The sequence below is a fragment of the Acidimicrobiales bacterium genome, assembly GCA_040219515.1.
GTDB lineage: Bacteria > Actinomycetota > Acidimicrobiia > Acidimicrobiales > Aldehydirespiratoraceae > JAJRXC01.
Map to the genome: position 1 here is coordinate 358,818 of JAVJSI010000007.1, position 15,637 is coordinate 374,454.

At 66.6% G+C, this 15,637-nt stretch carries 19 protein-coding genes; 4 read left to right on the forward strand and 15 right to left on the reverse strand.

The genetic code is table 11. The features are described from left to right. Position 1: 1 nt before the first annotated feature. From prfA to RIB98_06180, 3 genes are read right to left on the reverse strand one after another with little or no spacing between them, the layout of a single operon-like run. A complete protein-coding gene (gene prfA / locus RIB98_06170) occupies positions 2 to 1,066 on the reverse strand; it encodes a peptide chain release factor 1 (protein ID MEQ8840547.1) in 1,065 nt (354 codons plus the stop codon). A gap of 39 nt (positions 1,067 to 1,105) precedes the next feature. Beyond that, complete coding sequence (locus RIB98_06175; protein ID MEQ8840548.1) at positions 1,106 to 1,816, reverse strand: hypothetical protein; 711 nt, start codon at positions 1,814 to 1,816, stop codon at positions 1,106 to 1,108. A gap of 60 nt (positions 1,817 to 1,876) precedes the next feature. Then, a complete protein-coding gene (locus RIB98_06180; protein MEQ8840549.1) occupies positions 1,877 to 2,650 on the reverse strand; it encodes a hypothetical protein in 774 nt (257 codons plus the stop codon). Between the two features lie 45 nt (positions 2,651 to 2,695). Between RIB98_06180 and glpX the strand changes: the two genes are divergently transcribed. Then, positions 2,696 to 3,688 (forward strand): class II fructose-bisphosphatase, encoded by a 993-nt coding sequence (glpX, locus tag RIB98_06185; GenBank protein MEQ8840550.1) that lies wholly within the window; start codon positions 2,696 to 2,698, stop codon positions 3,686 to 3,688. Here the strand turns inward: glpX and RIB98_06190 are convergent, their stop codons facing one another. Beyond that, positions 3,689 to 4,519, reverse strand: a complete 831-nt coding sequence (locus RIB98_06190; GenBank protein MEQ8840551.1) for a hypothetical protein — start codon at positions 4,517 to 4,519, stop codon at positions 3,689 to 3,691. Between the two features lie 78 nt (positions 4,520 to 4,597). Here RIB98_06190 and RIB98_06195 point away from each other — a divergent pair, with 78 nt between their 5' ends. Both RIB98_06195 and RIB98_06200 read left to right on the forward strand, forming a co-directional pair. Then, positions 4,598 to 5,401: a polyphosphate kinase 2 family protein gene (locus RIB98_06195; GenBank protein ID MEQ8840552.1), complete on the forward strand. Its 804-nt coding sequence runs from the start codon at positions 4,598 to 4,600 to the stop codon at positions 5,399 to 5,401. Positions 5,402 to 5,433: 32 nt separating this feature from the next. Beyond that, entirely contained in the window at positions 5,434 to 6,357 is a 924-nt protein-coding gene (locus tag RIB98_06200) for a phosphoribosyltransferase family protein (protein ID MEQ8840553.1), read from the forward strand. On the opposite strand, the gene atpC is transcribed toward RIB98_06200, so the two are convergent. The 11 genes from atpC to RIB98_06255 form a co-directional block, all read right to left on the reverse strand. After that, positions 6,332 to 6,727 (reverse strand): ATP synthase F1 subunit epsilon, encoded by a 396-nt coding sequence (gene atpC, locus RIB98_06205; GenBank protein MEQ8840554.1) that lies wholly within the window; start codon positions 6,725 to 6,727, stop codon positions 6,332 to 6,334. The genes RIB98_06200 and atpC overlap by 26 nt on opposite strands. Beyond that, positions 6,727 to 8,175, reverse strand: a complete 1,449-nt coding sequence (atpD, locus tag RIB98_06210) for a F0F1 ATP synthase subunit beta (protein MEQ8840555.1) — start codon at positions 8,173 to 8,175, stop codon at positions 6,727 to 6,729. The genes atpC and atpD overlap by 1 nt, the downstream gene beginning before the upstream one ends. A gap of 19 nt (positions 8,176 to 8,194) precedes the next feature. Continuing rightward, positions 8,195 to 9,178, reverse strand: a complete 984-nt coding sequence (locus tag RIB98_06215; protein MEQ8840556.1) for a F0F1 ATP synthase subunit gamma — start codon at positions 9,176 to 9,178, stop codon at positions 8,195 to 8,197. Between the two features lie 11 nt (positions 9,179 to 9,189). Next, positions 9,190 to 10,812, reverse strand: coding sequence for a F0F1 ATP synthase subunit alpha (atpA, locus tag RIB98_06220; protein MEQ8840557.1), 1,623 nt, complete (start codon positions 10,810 to 10,812; stop codon positions 9,190 to 9,192). Positions 10,813 to 10,840: 28 nt separating this feature from the next. After that, positions 10,841 to 11,365 (reverse strand): ATP synthase F1 subunit delta, encoded by a 525-nt coding sequence (gene atpH / locus RIB98_06225; GenBank protein ID MEQ8840558.1) that lies wholly within the window; start codon positions 11,363 to 11,365, stop codon positions 10,841 to 10,843. A 40-nt stretch (positions 11,366 to 11,405) separates the two neighbouring features. After that, positions 11,406 to 11,930, reverse strand: a complete 525-nt coding sequence (locus RIB98_06230; protein MEQ8840559.1) for a hypothetical protein — start codon at positions 11,928 to 11,930, stop codon at positions 11,406 to 11,408. A gap of 11 nt (positions 11,931 to 11,941) precedes the next feature. Beyond that, the gene (atpF, locus tag RIB98_06235) at positions 11,942 to 12,460 is read right to left on the reverse strand and encodes a F0F1 ATP synthase subunit B (protein MEQ8840560.1); all 519 of its coding nucleotides are present in this window, start codon (positions 12,458 to 12,460) and stop codon (positions 11,942 to 11,944) included. 19 nt (positions 12,461 to 12,479) lie between these two features. Beyond that, entirely contained in the window at positions 12,480 to 12,704 is a 225-nt protein-coding gene (atpE, locus tag RIB98_06240; GenBank protein ID MEQ8840561.1) for an ATP synthase F0 subunit C, read from the reverse strand. Positions 12,705 to 12,833: 129 nt separating this feature from the next. After that, positions 12,834 to 13,589: a F0F1 ATP synthase subunit A gene (atpB, locus tag RIB98_06245; GenBank protein ID MEQ8840562.1), complete on the reverse strand. Its 756-nt coding sequence runs from the start codon at positions 13,587 to 13,589 to the stop codon at positions 12,834 to 12,836. 11 nt (positions 13,590 to 13,600) lie between these two features. Beyond that, positions 13,601 to 14,113, reverse strand: coding sequence for an ATP synthase subunit I (locus tag RIB98_06250; GenBank protein MEQ8840563.1), 513 nt, complete (start codon positions 14,111 to 14,113; stop codon positions 13,601 to 13,603). Beyond that, positions 14,110 to 14,418: an AtpZ/AtpI family protein gene (locus RIB98_06255; GenBank protein MEQ8840564.1), complete on the reverse strand. Its 309-nt coding sequence runs from the start codon at positions 14,416 to 14,418 to the stop codon at positions 14,110 to 14,112. The genes RIB98_06250 and RIB98_06255 overlap by 4 nt, the downstream gene beginning before the upstream one ends. A gap of 167 nt (positions 14,419 to 14,585) precedes the next feature. Between RIB98_06255 and RIB98_06260 the strand changes: the two genes are divergently transcribed. Beyond that, positions 14,586 to 15,482: a glycosyltransferase family 2 protein gene (locus RIB98_06260; GenBank protein MEQ8840565.1), complete on the forward strand. Its 897-nt coding sequence runs from the start codon at positions 14,586 to 14,588 to the stop codon at positions 15,480 to 15,482. Positions 15,483 to 15,637 lie beyond the last annotated feature (155 nt).

The window sequence follows — 15,637 nt, forward strand, 5'->3', positions numbered from 1 at the left end:
ATCACTCCGTGTCCTCGAGTTGACGCTGGCGCTCCTCGGCCACGAGGGCGTCGCTCACGTCGTCGAGCTCGCCCGCGAGCACGCGGTCGAGCTTGTGAATGGTGAGTCCGATGCGGTGGTCGGTGACCCGGTTCTCCTTGAAGTTGTAGGTGCGGATCTTCTCGGACCGATCACCGGTGTTGACCTGGCTCTGTCGAAGGTCGGACGCCTCGGCGTTGGCCTTCTCCTGCTCGAGGGCAAGGAGCCGCGAACGGAGAACTCGCATGGCCTTGTTCTTGTTCTTGAGCTGGCTCTTCTCGTCCTGCATCGAGACCGTGACCCCGGTGGGGAGATGGGTGATGCGCACCGCGGAGTCCATCGTGTTGACCGACTGCCCACCCGGACCACCGGCCCGGTAGGTGTCGATGCGGAGGTCGTTGTCGTTGATGTCGACCTCGACCTCCTCCGCCTCGGGCAGCGCCAGGAGCGTGGCCGACGAGGTGTGGATACGGCCCTGCGACTCGGTCACCGGCACCCGCTGCACACGATGGGTGCCCGCCTCGTGCTTCATCCGCGTCCACACCGCATCGCCGCTCAACAACGCAGTGACCTCGGTGAACCCACCGAGGTCGGAGGGTGATGCGCCGAGCATCTCGAGCCGCCAGCCCTGTCGCTTCGCGTAGGCCTCGTACATCGTGAAGAGCTCACGAGCGAAGAGGTTCGCCTCTTCGCCCCCCGCCGCGCCGCGGATCTCGATGATGACGTTGCGGTCGGCGTTGGGATCCGGCGGCAGCAGCAGCAGCCGGAGCGCCTCTGTTTCCGTCTCGATCTTCGCCTCGAGCTCGCGGATCTCGGTCCGCATCTCCTCGCGATCGCCGCCGTCGGCATCGCGGAGCATCTCATTGGCGACCTCGAGGTCGCCGATCGTCGCTTTCAGCCCCAGGCCCGCCGCGACGACCTCCTCCAGCTGCTTGTAGCGGCGGCCGAGGTCGGCCATCTGGGCCTGGTCCGACTGCACGGCGGGGTCGCTGAGCCGAATTCCGACGTCGCGAAGCTCTTGCTCCAGGCTCTCGATGCGATCCCACACCCTTGCGAGACTAGAGGCCCGCCGTGACGATGACGCTCGTCAGCGGGCCAGGAGGATCCGTCGGGCCTCGCCGATGTCGGCGATGCGTTGGGCGGCCTGGTCACCGGCACCGCCGTGGTCGGGGTGTGCCGCGAGCAAGGCATCTCGGTAGCCGCGCTGCACCTCGCCCTTGGCGGGGCGCTCGTCGAGCGCCGACAGCCCGAGGATGCCCATCGCCCAGCCGACCGGATCGGCCATGGCGCTCGAGGAGAGTGACGAGTGACCACGACCGGCCAGGTGCGCCAGCAACGCCGGCCCGATGTCACCTGTCCACGACAGTCCCCGTCGAACGGCCGCGAGCACCTCGCCGCGTGAGCCGATCGGGAGCGCGCCGGCGGCGTAGACCGCACCGAGCACCTGCTGGGAGGGAGCACCCTTGTTCGTCGTGAGCTGCAACCGCATGCCATCGGTGTCGTCGTCGCGGTGGAGTCGGTGGGGGCTGTGCGTCAGCCCCACCCGGTCGTCCTGGAAGCGATGGCGCAGGCGGGGCTGAGGGATTCGGCGACCGGCCTCGAGCTCGTGGGTCAACGCCACGATGTCGGGAACGTCGTCGGGATCGAGGTCCATGCCGAACCGGGCGGCGATCCCGCCGAGCAGCAGTCCTGCGAACCCCGGGGCGGGGTCGCACGGCAACAGCGTGTTGCCGATCGCGACACGGCGCGTGGGCGCAATCGGGCGCGAGTGGTAGATCTCGAGCTCGGCCAACAGCATCGCTTCACGGTAACGCGACTGCGGTGTCGATGAGACGTCAGATCACCTGCGGGATCAGGGTCAGATCAGACGCTGGAGGTCGTCGCGCAACCGGAGCGCCAGGTCGCTGATGTCGCCGTCGATCGAGTCCTCCGACTCGATCAGGTCGCACAGTTCGGCTGCGGCATCGCGCAACGCGGTCCAGGTCGTGGCGGTGAACCCGAATGGTGTCGCCGACGACTGGAGCCGGCGCCCGTGCTCGAGTACGCCGAGGACGCCCCTGGCGTCGTGGACGTCCTTGCGGAGACGGTCGGTCGCCCCGAACAACGCGCTGAGGAGATCATTGGCCTCGAGGCCGGCGAGTTCCTCGAGCCCCTCGTCCCCGGCCCGGGTGAGCAGTTCGTCGATGACCAGTTCGACCTGTTCCTCGTCGGCCTCGTGACACACGAGGTCGCCGTCGGTGTCGAACTCGTGGGGCACGCCGACACTGCCCAGCCGTTCGGCCAGCGCAGCCTGGAGCTCACCCGACCACCCCTCCATCTCGAACGCGACCTGTGCCTCGTCGGGGTCGAGCTCGCGCTGTTCGGCCTGCTCCACCTCTTCGAGCAACGCGTCGACCTGCTCCTCGACGCTCTCGTGGGCGAGCAGCGTCGTGCCCTGCCAGGAGTGGGTGACGCCATCGGCCAGGAGGAGTTGGGCCAGCATCGAGCGCGACTCCGACGCCCACTCGTGGAGCTCGTAGGCGAGCCATTCGCCACTGTCGTCGTCGGCCAGCTCTGCTGATCCGTCGGCCGCGTCATCGCCCTCCGGGATCGGCTCGACGTCTCTGTTCCGGGATCGGTTTCGGAAAGCCACGGCCGACATCCTCGCACGTCGCTGGGCCATGTACCGTTGCTGACCATGACGAATCAGGAAGTTCCGGACCGCAACCTCGCGCTCGATCTGGTCCGGGTGACCGAAGCGGCCGCCATGGCCGCCTCCCGCTGGATGGGCCGCGGCGACAAGGAAGGCGCCGACGGCGCCGCCGTCGACGCGATGCGTGTCGTACTCGGCACCATCCCGATGGACGGACTGGTCGTGATCGGTGAGGGTGAGAAGGACGAGGCGCCGATGCTCTTCAACGGCGAGCAGATCGGCGACGGCTCGCCTCCGCTCACCGACATCGCGGTGGACCCGATCGATGGCACGACACTCACTGCCCTCGGCCGCGGCAACGCGATCGCCGTCATCGCCGTGGCGCCCCGCGGCACCATGTTCGACCCGGGCCCGTGCGTCTACATGGAGAAGATCGCGGTCGGCCCCGAGGCCGCCGGGGTGATCAGCATGGACATGTCGATCACCGAGAACCTCCACGCCGTGGCCGAAGCCAAGCGCGAGTCGGTACGCGACCTGACCGCGGTCATCCTCGACCGAGGCCGACACGAGGAGATCATCGCCGAGGTGCGCGAGGCCGGCGCCCGCATCCGCCTCATCCCCGACGGCGACGTCGCCGGTGCGATCTCCACGGCGTGGAAAGGCTCCGGCGCCGACATCCTGTTCGGTATCGGCGGCACCCCCGAGGGTGTCATCACCGCGGCGGCCCTGAAGTGCATGGGCGGCGAACAGCTCGGCCGTCTGTGGCCGCGCAACGAACGTGAACGCACCGAGGCGGTCGAGGCCGGCTACGACCTCAGTCAGGTGCTCCGGGTCGACGACCTCGTCCGCAGCGACGATTGCTTCTTCGCCGCGACCGGCATCACCGACGGCGACCTGCTCAAGGGTGTCCGGTTCGACAACCAGGGTTGCCACACCGACTCACTCGTCATGCGCTCGCGGTCGGGCACCGTCCGCAAGGTGGAAGCCCATCATCAGATCGACAAGCTCGCCGAGTTCAGCTCGATCAACTACGGCTGATCACGCCCTCGCGTTGACCGCCGCGTCATAGCGTTCGAGCAGCAAGGGCTGCACCTCCCGCAGGGGGCTCTGGAGGCGAACCGTGGCGTCCTGCACGAGTCGTTCGACCTCGGCCCGGGCTCGCTCGTAGCCGATCAGGGCGAACTCCTGGTGCCGCCAGGGCGCCTGGGCAGCGAGCATCGACTGGCGATGGGCGACCCGATCGGCGAATGTCTCCGACCATTGTTGCGCAGCGAACTGCTGGTGGGCCTCGTCACCCCCGGCCTCTCGGAGGTAGGCCGTCTCGAGACCCTCGACGTCGGCGCCGGCATGGGCCCGAATGGCGTCGTCGGCCGCGTTGCGGGCCTCGACGAGGCCATCGGTCGACGGGAGCACATCGAGCACCTCGGCCATCTGGTGATGGAGTTCGAGACATCGTGCCTCGATGTCCTGCGCGAGAGCAGAGCGGACCGCTTCTCGATTGATGTCCGAAGAGGCCGCGGCGGTGTCGACGAGCGACTTGAGGTCGGATTCCGCCACCTCCATGGTGGTGATCACCCGTTGCTCCAACCACTCGAGGATGGCGGCGATACGGTCACGCAGGGATCGACTCTGCGGCTTCACGGTCGCTTCCCAGTACGCCTCCGGGTCGGCGAGCTCGGGATAGGGCACCGATTCCGGGTCGTCGACAGCTCGCCGGACCTCCTCGCGGAGGGCGGCGAGAAATGCCGGCGTCGGGCATGCCGGCTCGAGGATGGCGCCGATGCGTTCACGGGCGTCAACGATCGCAGCCCGGAATTCATTGGTCAGCGCAACTTCCGTTGCGCGAGCTTCGTTCTCGGCGGGGGACACCCACACACCTCCCCTGTTCGGCTTGGACTCCAATGCCCTGTCGGCACATTCGGCCGCAAGATCAAGCATGCTCTACAGATGGACCTCTCAAAGTACCGCGTCGTCCCCGGCTCGGCCGTCGACCTCGACGACTGGAAAACCGACGAGAGCGGCGAGCACAGCCGGGATGACGCAGAATCACGAACCGACGAACTGAACGATCGGCTCGAGGAGCTCCAGGAGCTGTTGTACGCCGAGGGCAAGCACAAGGTGCTGGTGGTGATCCAGGCCACCGACACCGGCGGGAAGGACGGCACGATCCGCCACGTGTTCGACAAGGTGAATCCCCAGGGCGTCAAGGTGGCGTCGTTCAAGCGACCCACCGAGGAAGAACTGGGCCACGACTACCTCTGGCGAGTGCACCGGCACACACCGAAGTCCGGGGACATCACGATCTTCAACCGGTCGCACTACGAGGACGTGCTCGTCGTCCGCGTCCACGACATCGTGCCCGAGAAGCGCTGGTCACGGCGCTATGACCACATCAACGCCTTCGAACAGCTCCTGGCCGACGAGGGCACCACGATCATCAAGCTGTTCCTCCACATCTCGAAGGACGAGCAGAAGGAGCGCCTCCAGTCCCGCCTCGACGAACCGAACAAGCACTGGAAGTTCGATTCCGGTGACCTGGCCGAACGCGAACGATGGGACGACTACCAGGAGGCGTTTCGCGTCATGCTCGAACGAACGAGCACCGACCATGCTCCGTGGTACGTGATTCCGGCCGACCGCAAGTGGTTCCGTACCCTGCTGGTCAGCGAGATCATCGTCGAGACGCTCGAAGGGCTCGACATGGCGTACCCACCGGCCGAGCCCGGCCTGGCCGACCTGGTGATCGAGTGACTCGCGGCGTCCCCCGGGTCAGCTTTCGTGACGTGGGTGACCTCGACCGGGTCATCCTGCGCTCGCTCCACATGTTCCACGAGGAGATCGATCTCGTGGTCGGCATCCCCCGCTCCGGTCTGCTCGCGGCCAACCTCGTCGCGCTGCATCTCGGCGTACCGCTCGCCGACCTCGACGGTTTCCTCGAAGGGCGGGTGCTGAGCACCGGTGCTCGGTTGCATTCGAAGACCGGCCCCGAGGTCATCGACACCGCCCGCCGCATCCTCGTCTTCGACGACAGCGTGTTCTCGGGTTCGGCGCTCGAGACCACCCGTCGGCGAATCGAGGCATCGTCGATCGCCGGGGAACTCCTCTACGGCGCCGCCTTCGTCGTGCCGTCGGCGACGACGATGGTCGACATCGCGTGTGAGGTCGTCTCACCGCCTCGTGTGTTCTCCTGGAACCTGATGAGCCACAGTGTGCTGGAACGATCGTGCCTCGACATCGACGGCGTGCTGTGTCTCGATCCGACACCCGAGCAGAACGACGACGGCCCGAACTATCGGACGTTCCTGCGGTCGGCGGTACCTCACATGCTTCCGGGCCAACCGGTACAGGCCCTGGTCACCTCACGGCTCGAGAAGTACCGAGCCGAGACCGAGGAATGGCTCGCCCACCATGGCGTGGTCTACGACGCCCTGCACATGCTCGATCTACCCGATGCCGCGGCACGTCGCGCCGCCAACGCACACGCGGCGTTCAAGGCATCGGTCTATCGAGGCTGCGACGCGATTCTCTTCATCGAGTCGAATCCGAGACAGGCTCGGGAGATCGCCCGGACGGCGAACAAGGCCGTGCTCTGTACCGGCGACTTCAGCTTCCACGAGGGCAACACCACCATGCAGCCCGTTCGCCGGCAGGTCCGCCGGGTGCGCGGAAAGGTCCGACGAATCAGGTCGTTGCGGCGGCGACCCTGAGGCGAAGCTCTGCCCGGCCCAACGCGGCGGCCGCAGCGGCGTCGTTCGCATCGGCGCGCAGCGCTGCTTCCGCCCGGTCGCGAGCCGCCTCGGCACGACGAACATCGATCTCTTCGATCGCCTCGGACACGTCGGAGAGAATGGTCACCTGGTCGCCGCTGACCTGCACGAAGCCACGGTGTACGGCGAAGGTGTCGCGTTCTCCGTTCGCCTTGATGACGTCGACGGACCACACGGCGAGGTTGCCGATGAAGGGCACGTGACCCGTCTGGAAGGCGATGTCGCCACCGTCGACGGTGCGCGCGATGACCATCTCGGCTTCGCCGGTGTAGGACACCGATTCAGGAGAGACGACCTCGACGGTGAACATCAGGCGTCGGCCTGCAGCTCTGCGGCCTTGCGTTCGGCATCTTCGGCGCCGCCGACCATCTGGAACGCCTGCTCGGGCAGGTGGTCCAGATCGCCGTTGATGACCGCTTCGAAGGACTCGATGGTCTCTTCGATCGGCGTGAAGATGCCGTCCTGGCCGGTGAACTGCTTGGCCACGAACATCGGCTGCGAGAGGAACTTCTCGACCTTGCGGGCCCGGTTCACCGTGACCCGGTCTTCCTCGGAGAGTTCATCGAGGCCGAGAATGGCGATGATGTCCTGGAGCTCCTTGTAGCGCTGGAGCACTTCCTGCACTCGGCGAGCGGTGCGATAGTGACGGTCACCCACGACCAGCGGGTCGAGGATCGTCGACGACGATGCCAGCGGATCCACGGCGGGGTAGATGCCCTTGGCGGCGATGTCACGAGAGAGCTCGGTGGTGCCGTCGAAGTGGGTGAACGAGGTGAACGGGGCGGGATCGGTGTAGTCATCGGCCGGCACGTACACGGCCTGCAGCGAGGTGATCGACTTGCCGCGGGTGGAGGTGATGCGCTCCTGGAGCTCGCCCATCTCGTCGGCGAGCGTGGGCTGGTAGCCCACCGCCGACGGCATACGACCCAGAAGGGTCGATACCTCGGAACCGGCCTGCACGAAACGGAAGATGTTGTCGATGAAGAGCAACACGTCCTGGTTCTGCACGTCACGGAAGTACTCGGCCATCGTCACACCCGAGAGAGCGACGCGAAGGCGGACTCCCGGCGGCTCGTCCATCTGTCCGAACACCAGCGCGGCCTTGTCGAGCACGGTGGTGACGCCGTCGCCCATGACGGTCTCGCCCATCTCGATAAAGAGGTCGGTGCCCTCACGGGTGCGCTCGCCGACGCCGGCGAACACCGACACGCCACCGTGGTTGGAGGCCACACGGGTGATCATCTCGGTGATGAGCACGGTCTTGCCCACGCCGGCACCACCGAACAGACCGATCTTGCCACCCTCCTTGTAGGGGGTCAGCAGGTCGATGACCTTCACGCCGGTCTCGAACATCTTGGCCGACGGCTCGAGGGAATCGAAGGTGGGAGCGGAGCGATGGATGTCCCAGCGTTCCTCCGTGGTGTGGCCGGGAACGTCGAGGCAGTCGCCCATCACGTTCCAGATGTGGCCCAGCGTCTCGTCGCCGACAGGGGCCTGCACGCCGTGACCGGTGTTGTCCACCGGGGCGCCACGGGTGAGGCCATCGGTCGGCTTCATGGAGATCGCGCGGATGCGATGATCGCCGATCTGTTGGGCTACCTCCGCAGCGACACGGGTGGTCTCGCCGGCGACGGTGACGTCGAACTCCAGCTGGGTGTTGATCTCGGGAAGGTGCCCGGCGGGGAACTCGACGTCGACCACGGGGCCGGCGATGCCGACGATTCGGCCGCTCTTCAGATCGTTCTCGGTGACGGTCATTTCGGTGTGGTGCTCCTGATCAGGACTGCGGAGAGGGGTTGGTGTTGCCGGCAGCGGCAGCTGCCATCGGGTTGTAGAGCTCGAGGAGGGCGGCCGCCGCACCGTCGCTGGATTCGCCGGCGCCGAGCGCCTCGGCGCCGCTGACGATCTCCATGATCTCGGTGGTGATCGCCGCCTGGCGGGCGGTGTTCATCTCACGCGAGAGCTTGGTGATGAGTTCCTCGGCGTTGTCGGTGGCGGATTTCATCGCCCGCTGTCGGTTGGCGTGCTCGGATGCGGCCGCATCGAGCAGGGCACCGAAGAGGCGGGCTTCGATATAGCGGGGAAGCAGGGCTTCGAGCACCGCCTCGGGCGACGGCTCGAATTCGAAGGCGGCGGCCGCGTCGCCGCTGCCGGCCGCGGCCATCGTCTCGGTGTTCCCGAGCGGCAGGAATCGGCGAACCGACACCTTCTGGGTACCCATCGAGATGAACTCGGTGTAGATGAGTTCGACTTCGTCGATCTCGCCGCTGATGAACGCATCGGCGACATCCTCGGCGATACGCCGAGCGTCCTCGTAGGCGGGACTGTCGCTGAAACCCTGGTAGCTGTGGTCGACGCGATAGTTGCGGAAACGGAAGTAGGCGTTGGACTTCTTGCCCACGCAGAACAGGGAGTAGCCCTTCCCCTCGAGCTTGTGCGCCTCGATCTGGCGCTCACACGCACGGATCGGATTGGTGTTGTAGGCACCGGCGAGTCCACGGTCGCCGGCCATCACGATGAAGCCGACGTTCTTGACCTCGTCGACCTCTCGTAGGAGCGGGTGGTTGGCCTCGGCGCCGCCGGCCGCGAGGTTCTCGATCACCGAGGTGATCTGACGGGCGTAGGGGCGCGCCGCATCGGCTCGGTTCATGGCCTTGACCACGCGGGTCGCGGCGATCAGTTCCATGGCGCGCGTGATCTGCTTCGTCGTCTGGATACTGCCGATCCGTCGTTTGAGCTCGCGCTCCTTGCCACCGGGCACGCTGCGTTACCTCAGCCCTCGTCTCGAGTGATGTCTTCTTCGGGCAGGGTGACGTCGCTGTCGACCATGGTCGAATGGGCTGCGCCCTGCTCGTGTGCTTCGGGCTCCTCGCCGTCGACCACCGAAGGGGTGAACTGGGCGGCGAAGTCCCGGATGGCGGCCTCGAAGGCGTCCTCATCGGGGATCTTGCCCTCGTTGCGGATCGTGGCCATCACGTCGCTGTGACGGGTGCGGAACCAGTCGAGCAAGCCGGCCTCGAAGCGCAGCACGTCGTCCACGGGCAGCGAGTCGAGATAGCCGCGCGTGCCGGCAAAGATCGACACGACCTGATCCTCGACCGGGTAGGGCGAGTTCACGCCCTGCTTGAGCAACTCGGTGAGGCGATAGCCACGCTCGAGCTGGGACTTGGACACGGCGTCGAGGTCGGAGCCGAAGGCGGCGAAGGCCTCGAGCTCACGGAACTGCTGGAGGTCGCCCTTGAGCGTGCCCGTGGCGGTCTTCATGGCCTTGACCTGCGCGGCCGAACCCACGCGTGACACCGAGATGCCGACGTCGACGGCCGGACGGATACCGGACTTGAAGAGGTCGTCCTGCAGGAAGATCTGGCCGTCGGTGATCGAGATCACGTTGGTCGGGATGAAGGCGGACACGTCGCCGGCCTTCGTCTCGATGATCGGCAGCGCGGTGAGCGAGCCGGCCCCGAGCTCGTCAGAGAGCTTGGCGGCCCGCTCGAGCAGGCGGCTGTGGAGGTAGAACACGTCACCGGGGAACGCTTCGCGCCCCGGCGGGCGGCGCAGCAGCAGCGACACCTGGCGATAGGCCTCAGCCTGCTTCGAGAGGTCGTCATAGACAATGAGTGAGTGCTCGCCGTTCTCCATCCAGTGCTGACCCATGGCGCAACCGCCGTAGGGAGCCAGGTACTTGAACGGGGCCGGGTCGGAGGCGGGCGCGACCACGACGGTGGTGTACTCCATGGCGCCGAGCTCTTCGAGCGTGGCGACGTTCTGCGCGACGGTGGAGGCCTTCTGGCCGATCGCCACATAGATGCACTTCACGCCCAGACCCTTCTGGTTCAGGATCGTGTCGAGCGCAATGGTGGTCTTGCCCGTCTTGCGATCGCCGATGATCAGCTCTCGCTGGCCACGGCCGACGGGGATGAGCGAATCGATCGACTTGATGCCGGTCTGCATCGGCTCGTGCACGGGCTTGCGACCGAGGATGCCGGGGGCCTGGATCTCCATGCGGCGGGGCTGCACGTTGGTGAGTGCGCCCTTGCCGTCGATGGGCTCGCCCAACGGGTTGACCACACGGCCGAGCAGGCCGTCGCCGACCGGCACGGAGAGGATCTCGCCCGTGGCGACCACGGTCTGGCCTTCCTCGATGCCTTCGACGTCGCCCAGCACCACGGCGCCGATCGAGTCCTCGTCGAGGTTGAGGGCGAGCCCGATGAGCCCGTTCTCGAAGCGGAGCATCTCGTTCACCGCGGCGTCGGGCAGGCCCGACACGCGGGCGATGCCGTCGCCGACCTCGAGCACGCGGCCCACGGTGGTCTGCTCGACCGAGGGGGAGAACCCTTGCAGGTTCGCCGTGAGCGCCGCCGTGATCTCGTCGGTGTTGATCTGTAGATCAGCCATCTGTCTCTTCTCTCTGCGTTCTTCTCAATCAGCCGAGGTGAGTCTTCACCTGGGCGAGGCGGCGACGGACACTGCCGTCGATGACGGTGTCGCCGATGGTGGTCACCACGCCGCCGAGCACGGCGGGATCGATGGTGACCTTGATCTCGACGTCTTTGCCGGTAGCGGTCTTCAGCGACGAGGCGAGGCGGGCCTTCTGCTCGTCGGTGAGCGCCACCGCGGTGCGAACCTCGGCGATCTCCTTGCCGCTGGCGGCCGCACCCTTGGCCACGAGCGCCCGGGCGATGGCCGGAAGCTCGGCGGCGCGACCGGCACCGACCACGAGCGACACCGCGGCCCGAGCGACGTGCGATGCCTTGCCCTGGAGCAGGTCCTCCACGATCTGCTGACGCTTCTCGGCCGGCACGTAGGGGTCGGACAGCGTGTTGCGGAGCTCGTCGTTGCCTTCGAGGGCCTGGGCGAAGCGGAAGATCTCGTCGTCCGCTCCGGTGGCACCCTCGGCGCGCACGACGGCGAGCAGTGCTTCTGCGTATCCGTCGATGGTGTCGCTCATGTGTTCGTTCCTCGGAGTAACTGGTGGGGCCGGACCGCGCTCAGCGGGCGAGCTGGCTGATGTAGTCGTCGATCAGTGCGGACTGTGTGGCGGCATCGCCGAGATTCTGGCGAACCACGGCATCGGCCGCGACGCGAGCCTGCTCGGCCACCGCGGCCCGAAGGTCGGCGAGTGCCTGATCGCGTTGGGCCTGGATCTCGATGCGCGAACGCTCCTTGGAGTCGACCACGTCGGCCTCGGCGCGGGCCAGGAGATCCGCTTCGAGCTTGGTGGCCTGGTCGCGTGCATCGGCGATGATCCTCGCCGCTTCGGCGTCGGCATCGCCGAGTTCGCCGGAGAGCGTGGCCAGCTCGGCTTCGGCGGCCGACTTCTGCGCAGCGGCACCGGCCAGTTCCGCTTCGATGCCGGCGGTGCGCGCCTTCATGGCCTTGGAGATGGCGGGCACACCCTTCCAGAGGAAGATGACGAAGATGATGCCGAAGGAGAGCGAACCCCAGTAGAGCTCGTTGATGTCGCTCGGGATGAAGTACCCGTTCGGGCCTTCGGCGGCAAGGATTCCGATCATTTCGGCTCCGATCACTCGGCCGCGAGGGCCTGGTCGATGACGGACTGCTGCGCACCGGCGTCGAGATTGCGACCCAGCACGGCGCCGGCAGCACCCACGGCCAGCGTGGCGACGTCGCCCCGCATGCCGGAGAGCGCAGCGGCGCGGGCCTGTTCGATCTCGTCCTGCGCATTGCGGCGCAGGACGGCGATCTCGGCGTCGGCTTCCGCCTGCAGCGCGGCACGGCGTTGGTCGGCAGCAGTTCGGGCAGCAGCGATGATCTCGTTGGCCTCGTTGCGGGCGTCGACGAGGGAGGCCTCGTAGTCGCGCCGCGTGGAGCCCAAGGATGCGGTGGCCGCGTCGGCGGCATCGCGATCACCCTGGATGGTGTTGGCGCGTGTTTCCATCGCCCGAGTGATCGGGGGAAGGAGCACGTACCTCATGAGAAGCCACAGCGCGACGAAGAAGATGACGGCCCAGACGATCTCGTTGACCTCGGGGATCACCGGGTTCGGCGGGTCCTCCGTGCTCTCTGCGGCTAGGACCAACATCAAATTCACAGCGGGTACCTCAGACGAACTTCAGCAGGATGAAGACCACGAAGCCGATGAGGGCGAGGGCCTCGGTGAAGGCGATGCCGAGGAACATGGTGGTCTGGACCTGACCGGCGGACTCGGGCTGACGGGCCATGGCCTGGACGGCCTGACCGACGAGGTAGCCGATGCCGATGCCCGGGCCGATGGCAGCGAGGCCGTAGGCGTAGCCGGCGCCGGAGGCGGCGCTGGCGTTCTTGATGTCGTCGGGCGTCTGGGCCACGGCATCAGCCTCGGCGGCAAGCGCAGCAAGCTGGCTCAGGGTGCTCATTGGGTGCTCTCCTGGATTGTGTTGGTTAGAAGACTGGGATTGAAACTGGGGATCTGGGATCTAGTGGGCCGGGTGCAGCGCCATGCCGATGTAGACGGCGGTGAGGATGGTGAAGACGAAGGCCTGGATCAGCGACACGCCGACCTCGAAGGCGGTGAAGGCCAGCAGTCCGGGGAACGTACCGAGTTGCACGAGGATCAGCGCCGAGGCGGAGAACACCGAGATGCACAGCACGGTGAAGGTCACGAGCAGGATGTGGCCGGCGAGCATGTTGGCGAACAGACGCACTGCGTGACTGAAGGGCCGGATGAGGAAGTTCGAGAGGAACTCGATCGGTGTGACCAGTAGGTACAGCGGCTTCGGCACACCCGGCGGCACGAGGACGTCCTTGATGTACCCGAGGCCGTTGTGCTTGATGCCGACCGAGATCCACATGACGTAGACGATGAGGGCGAGCACGAGCGGGCCGGCCATGCGGGCGTTGCCCGGCATCTGGAAGAACGGGACGACCTCGGTGATGTTGCCGATGAAGATGAAGAGGAACAGGGAGGTGAGCAGCGGCATGTAGCGACGACCGTCGGGGCCGATGGCCGCCTGGATGATCTGGCTGTCGATGAACTCCACGATGCCTTCGGCCGCGGTGCGGAAGCCTCGGGGCACCAAGGCGTCGCCACGATTGGCGAGGAGAAAGAGGATGGTCGGAAGCGCCATGCCGAGGAAGTAGATGAACCCGATCTTGCTGAAGGCGAAATACTCGGAATCCTCGAACAAGAACGCCGGCCACTCGATCACGTTCTCGATCGGTGGGAACTCCACGGCTCCGAAAATCACAATTGCTCCTGTTGCTCGACGGGGTTCATCTCAGGCTCCTGGATGATGCGTCGTTCGTTCGGCGGCGGCTTAAGCCCGGGGAAGGCTAGCGACGCCGACACGAAACGCATCTCCCAAAACAGCAATCCGAGGTGAGAAATGATCAGAGAGATTCCGAGAGGGACGAGTTCGACCCATGGTTCGTTGCGCACGAGCAGCACTGCGATGGTGATGAGCCCGAGGCGAATGAGAAAGCCGAACAATGCGGCCCCGGCCATCAACGCCAGGGAGATGCGAGCGGCGTAGCCGAGCATCGCGGCCGCGAGGAGGAAGTTGACGACGACGATGCCGAGGCCCAGGGCCACCGACAGTGCCCCATCCGTGCCCCAGAAGACCGCACCGAGGACGATCGATGCCGGCGCGATCATCACGCCGCGGCGGGCGAGGTCCTTGGCGACCGCGACAGCCGGCGACGGACCCTCCATGCGCTGCGCGAGCACATTGGGCTGCGTCGTGGTGGGAAAGCTCATCTGACTGCCTCTCCGGCCGGCGGTCCGCTCGCGGCCGCCTTGCGCAGGCTGGCGGCTTCGGCGAGGAGTCGGTCGCGCTCGGCGGTGGCCACCGCCATGCCGTGCTTCCACTCGTAGTAGACCTTCGCGCCGGCGCCGATCGCGCCCAGCACGAGCAGGAGGATCATGAAGATCGGCGCGGTGTCGAAGCGGCGATCGAGCCACAGACCGCCGAGCGACAAGATGACCGGGCCGAGGACGAGGTCGAAGCCACCACTGGACCGCCACAGGGCTTCCTGGAATTCGCGCTGCGCGTTCCGTTCCATCGGATCCTCGTCGCTGTCGGGACAGCATGGCCGAGGGGCGCCGTTGCCCGCTCGTGAAACCATGCACAAGCTATCCACCGAGACCACCGCCATGCAACTCGAACCGACAGTTCGCGTCGACCGGCAACCACTCGCCTGCAACCGAACCCCTCTAGCCTGACTCCGACATGCCCTTCGATTCCGTCTCCGTCGTCGTCGTGACCTGGAACAGCGCGAGCACGATCGTCGATTGTCTCCAGCCCCTCGCCGGACAACCCGATCTCGAACTCATCGTGGTCGACAACGACAGTGCCGACGACACGCTCGCCGTCGCCCGAGGCGTCGCGCCCCACGCCACCCTGCTCACAACGGGCGGCAATTGCGGCTTTGCCACCGGCGTGAATGCGGGAGCCGAGCACGCGACCGGCGACGTACTCGTCCTCCTCAACCCCGATGCCGTGGCCACCGCCGAAGGCCTTCGGCGGCTTGCTGCCTGCGTGCGCCGGGGCGCGGCGATCGCCGCGCCGAGGATCACCGACGAGCGGGGCACGACGACCCGATCTGTTCGAAAGCGCCCAACGGTGCGGGATCAGTTCGTGGTGGCCGGTGGGCTCCACCGGCTCGTGGATTCGCTCGACCCCGATGATGACGACGGTGCATCGACGACCGACGCCGAGATGACCGTCGACGTCGTCTCCGGCGCATGTTTCGCAACCGGACTCGAGCGATTCCGCGAACTCGGAGGGCTCGACGAACGCTTCTTCCTCTATGCCGAGGAGGTCGACTATTGCGCGCGGGTGGCCGACGCGGGTGGGCAGATCGTCTACGACCCGCAGGTGGCCGTCGCCCACATCGGTGGTGCGTCGGCCGAACAGGTCGAGTCCGGCACCGACTTCTTGTTGATGGAGTCGCGCGTTCGTTGGTTCGACAAACACCGGACACCGCTCGCGACCCAGGCCGTGCGGTTCGCACTCGCTGTATGGGCGTTGCGCCGACGCGACCGAGCGGCGTTGAGGGCCATGGCCCGCCCGATGGCCCGAATCCTCGAGCCGACGCATCCGCGGGCTGATCCAACGACGGTGTGAACGGTCGACGTCGGCCTAGACATCCCACGGGTCGTAGGTGTCAAGCGGCGAGTTCGTGGCGGTGTGCCCAGGCGGTGTGTTCGTCGTAGTGGGTTTGGTGTTTGAGGCAGCCGTGGAGGATGCCGACGAGACGGTTGGCGAGGGCGCGTAGGGCG

What these genes read in the sequence shown, in the direction of transcription:
- RIB98_06260 (MEQ8840565.1), top strand. Translation starts at nt 14,586, where the DNA reads ATGCCCTTCGATTCCGTCTCCGTCGTCGTCGTGACCTGGAACAGCGCG.
- RIB98_06230 (MEQ8840559.1), bottom strand. Translation starts at nt 11,930, where the DNA reads ATGATCGGAATCCTTGCCGCCGAAGGCCCGAACGGGTACTTCATCCCG.
- RIB98_06250 (MEQ8840563.1), bottom strand. Translation starts at nt 14,113, where the DNA reads ATGAGCTTTCCCACCACGACGCAGCCCAATGTGCTCGCGCAGCGCATG.
- atpA (MEQ8840557.1), bottom strand. Translation starts at nt 10,812, where the DNA reads ATGGCTGATCTACAGATCAACACCGACGAGATCACGGCGGCGCTCACG.
- RIB98_06175 (MEQ8840548.1), bottom strand. Translation starts at nt 1,816, where the DNA reads ATGCTGTTGGCCGAGCTCGAGATCTACCACTCGCGCCCGATTGCGCCC.
- atpH (MEQ8840558.1), bottom strand. Translation starts at nt 11,365, where the DNA reads ATGAGCGACACCATCGACGGATACGCAGAAGCACTGCTCGCCGTCGTG.
- atpC (MEQ8840554.1), bottom strand. Translation starts at nt 6,727, where the DNA reads ATGTTCACCGTCGAGGTCGTCTCTCCTGAATCGGTGTCCTACACCGGC.
- atpF (MEQ8840560.1), bottom strand. Translation starts at nt 12,460, where the DNA reads ATGTTGGTCCTAGCCGCAGAGAGCACGGAGGACCCGCCGAACCCGGTG.
- atpD (MEQ8840555.1), bottom strand. Translation starts at nt 8,175, where the DNA reads ATGACCGTCACCGAGAACGATCTGAAGAGCGGCCGAATCGTCGGCATC.
- RIB98_06255 (MEQ8840564.1), bottom strand. Translation starts at nt 14,418, where the DNA reads ATGGAACGGAACGCGCAGCGCGAATTCCAGGAAGCCCTGTGGCGGTCC.
- RIB98_06195 (MEQ8840552.1), top strand. Translation starts at nt 4,598, where the DNA reads ATGGACCTCTCAAAGTACCGCGTCGTCCCCGGCTCGGCCGTCGACCTC.
- glpX (MEQ8840550.1), top strand. Translation starts at nt 2,696, where the DNA reads ATGACGAATCAGGAAGTTCCGGACCGCAACCTCGCGCTCGATCTGGTC.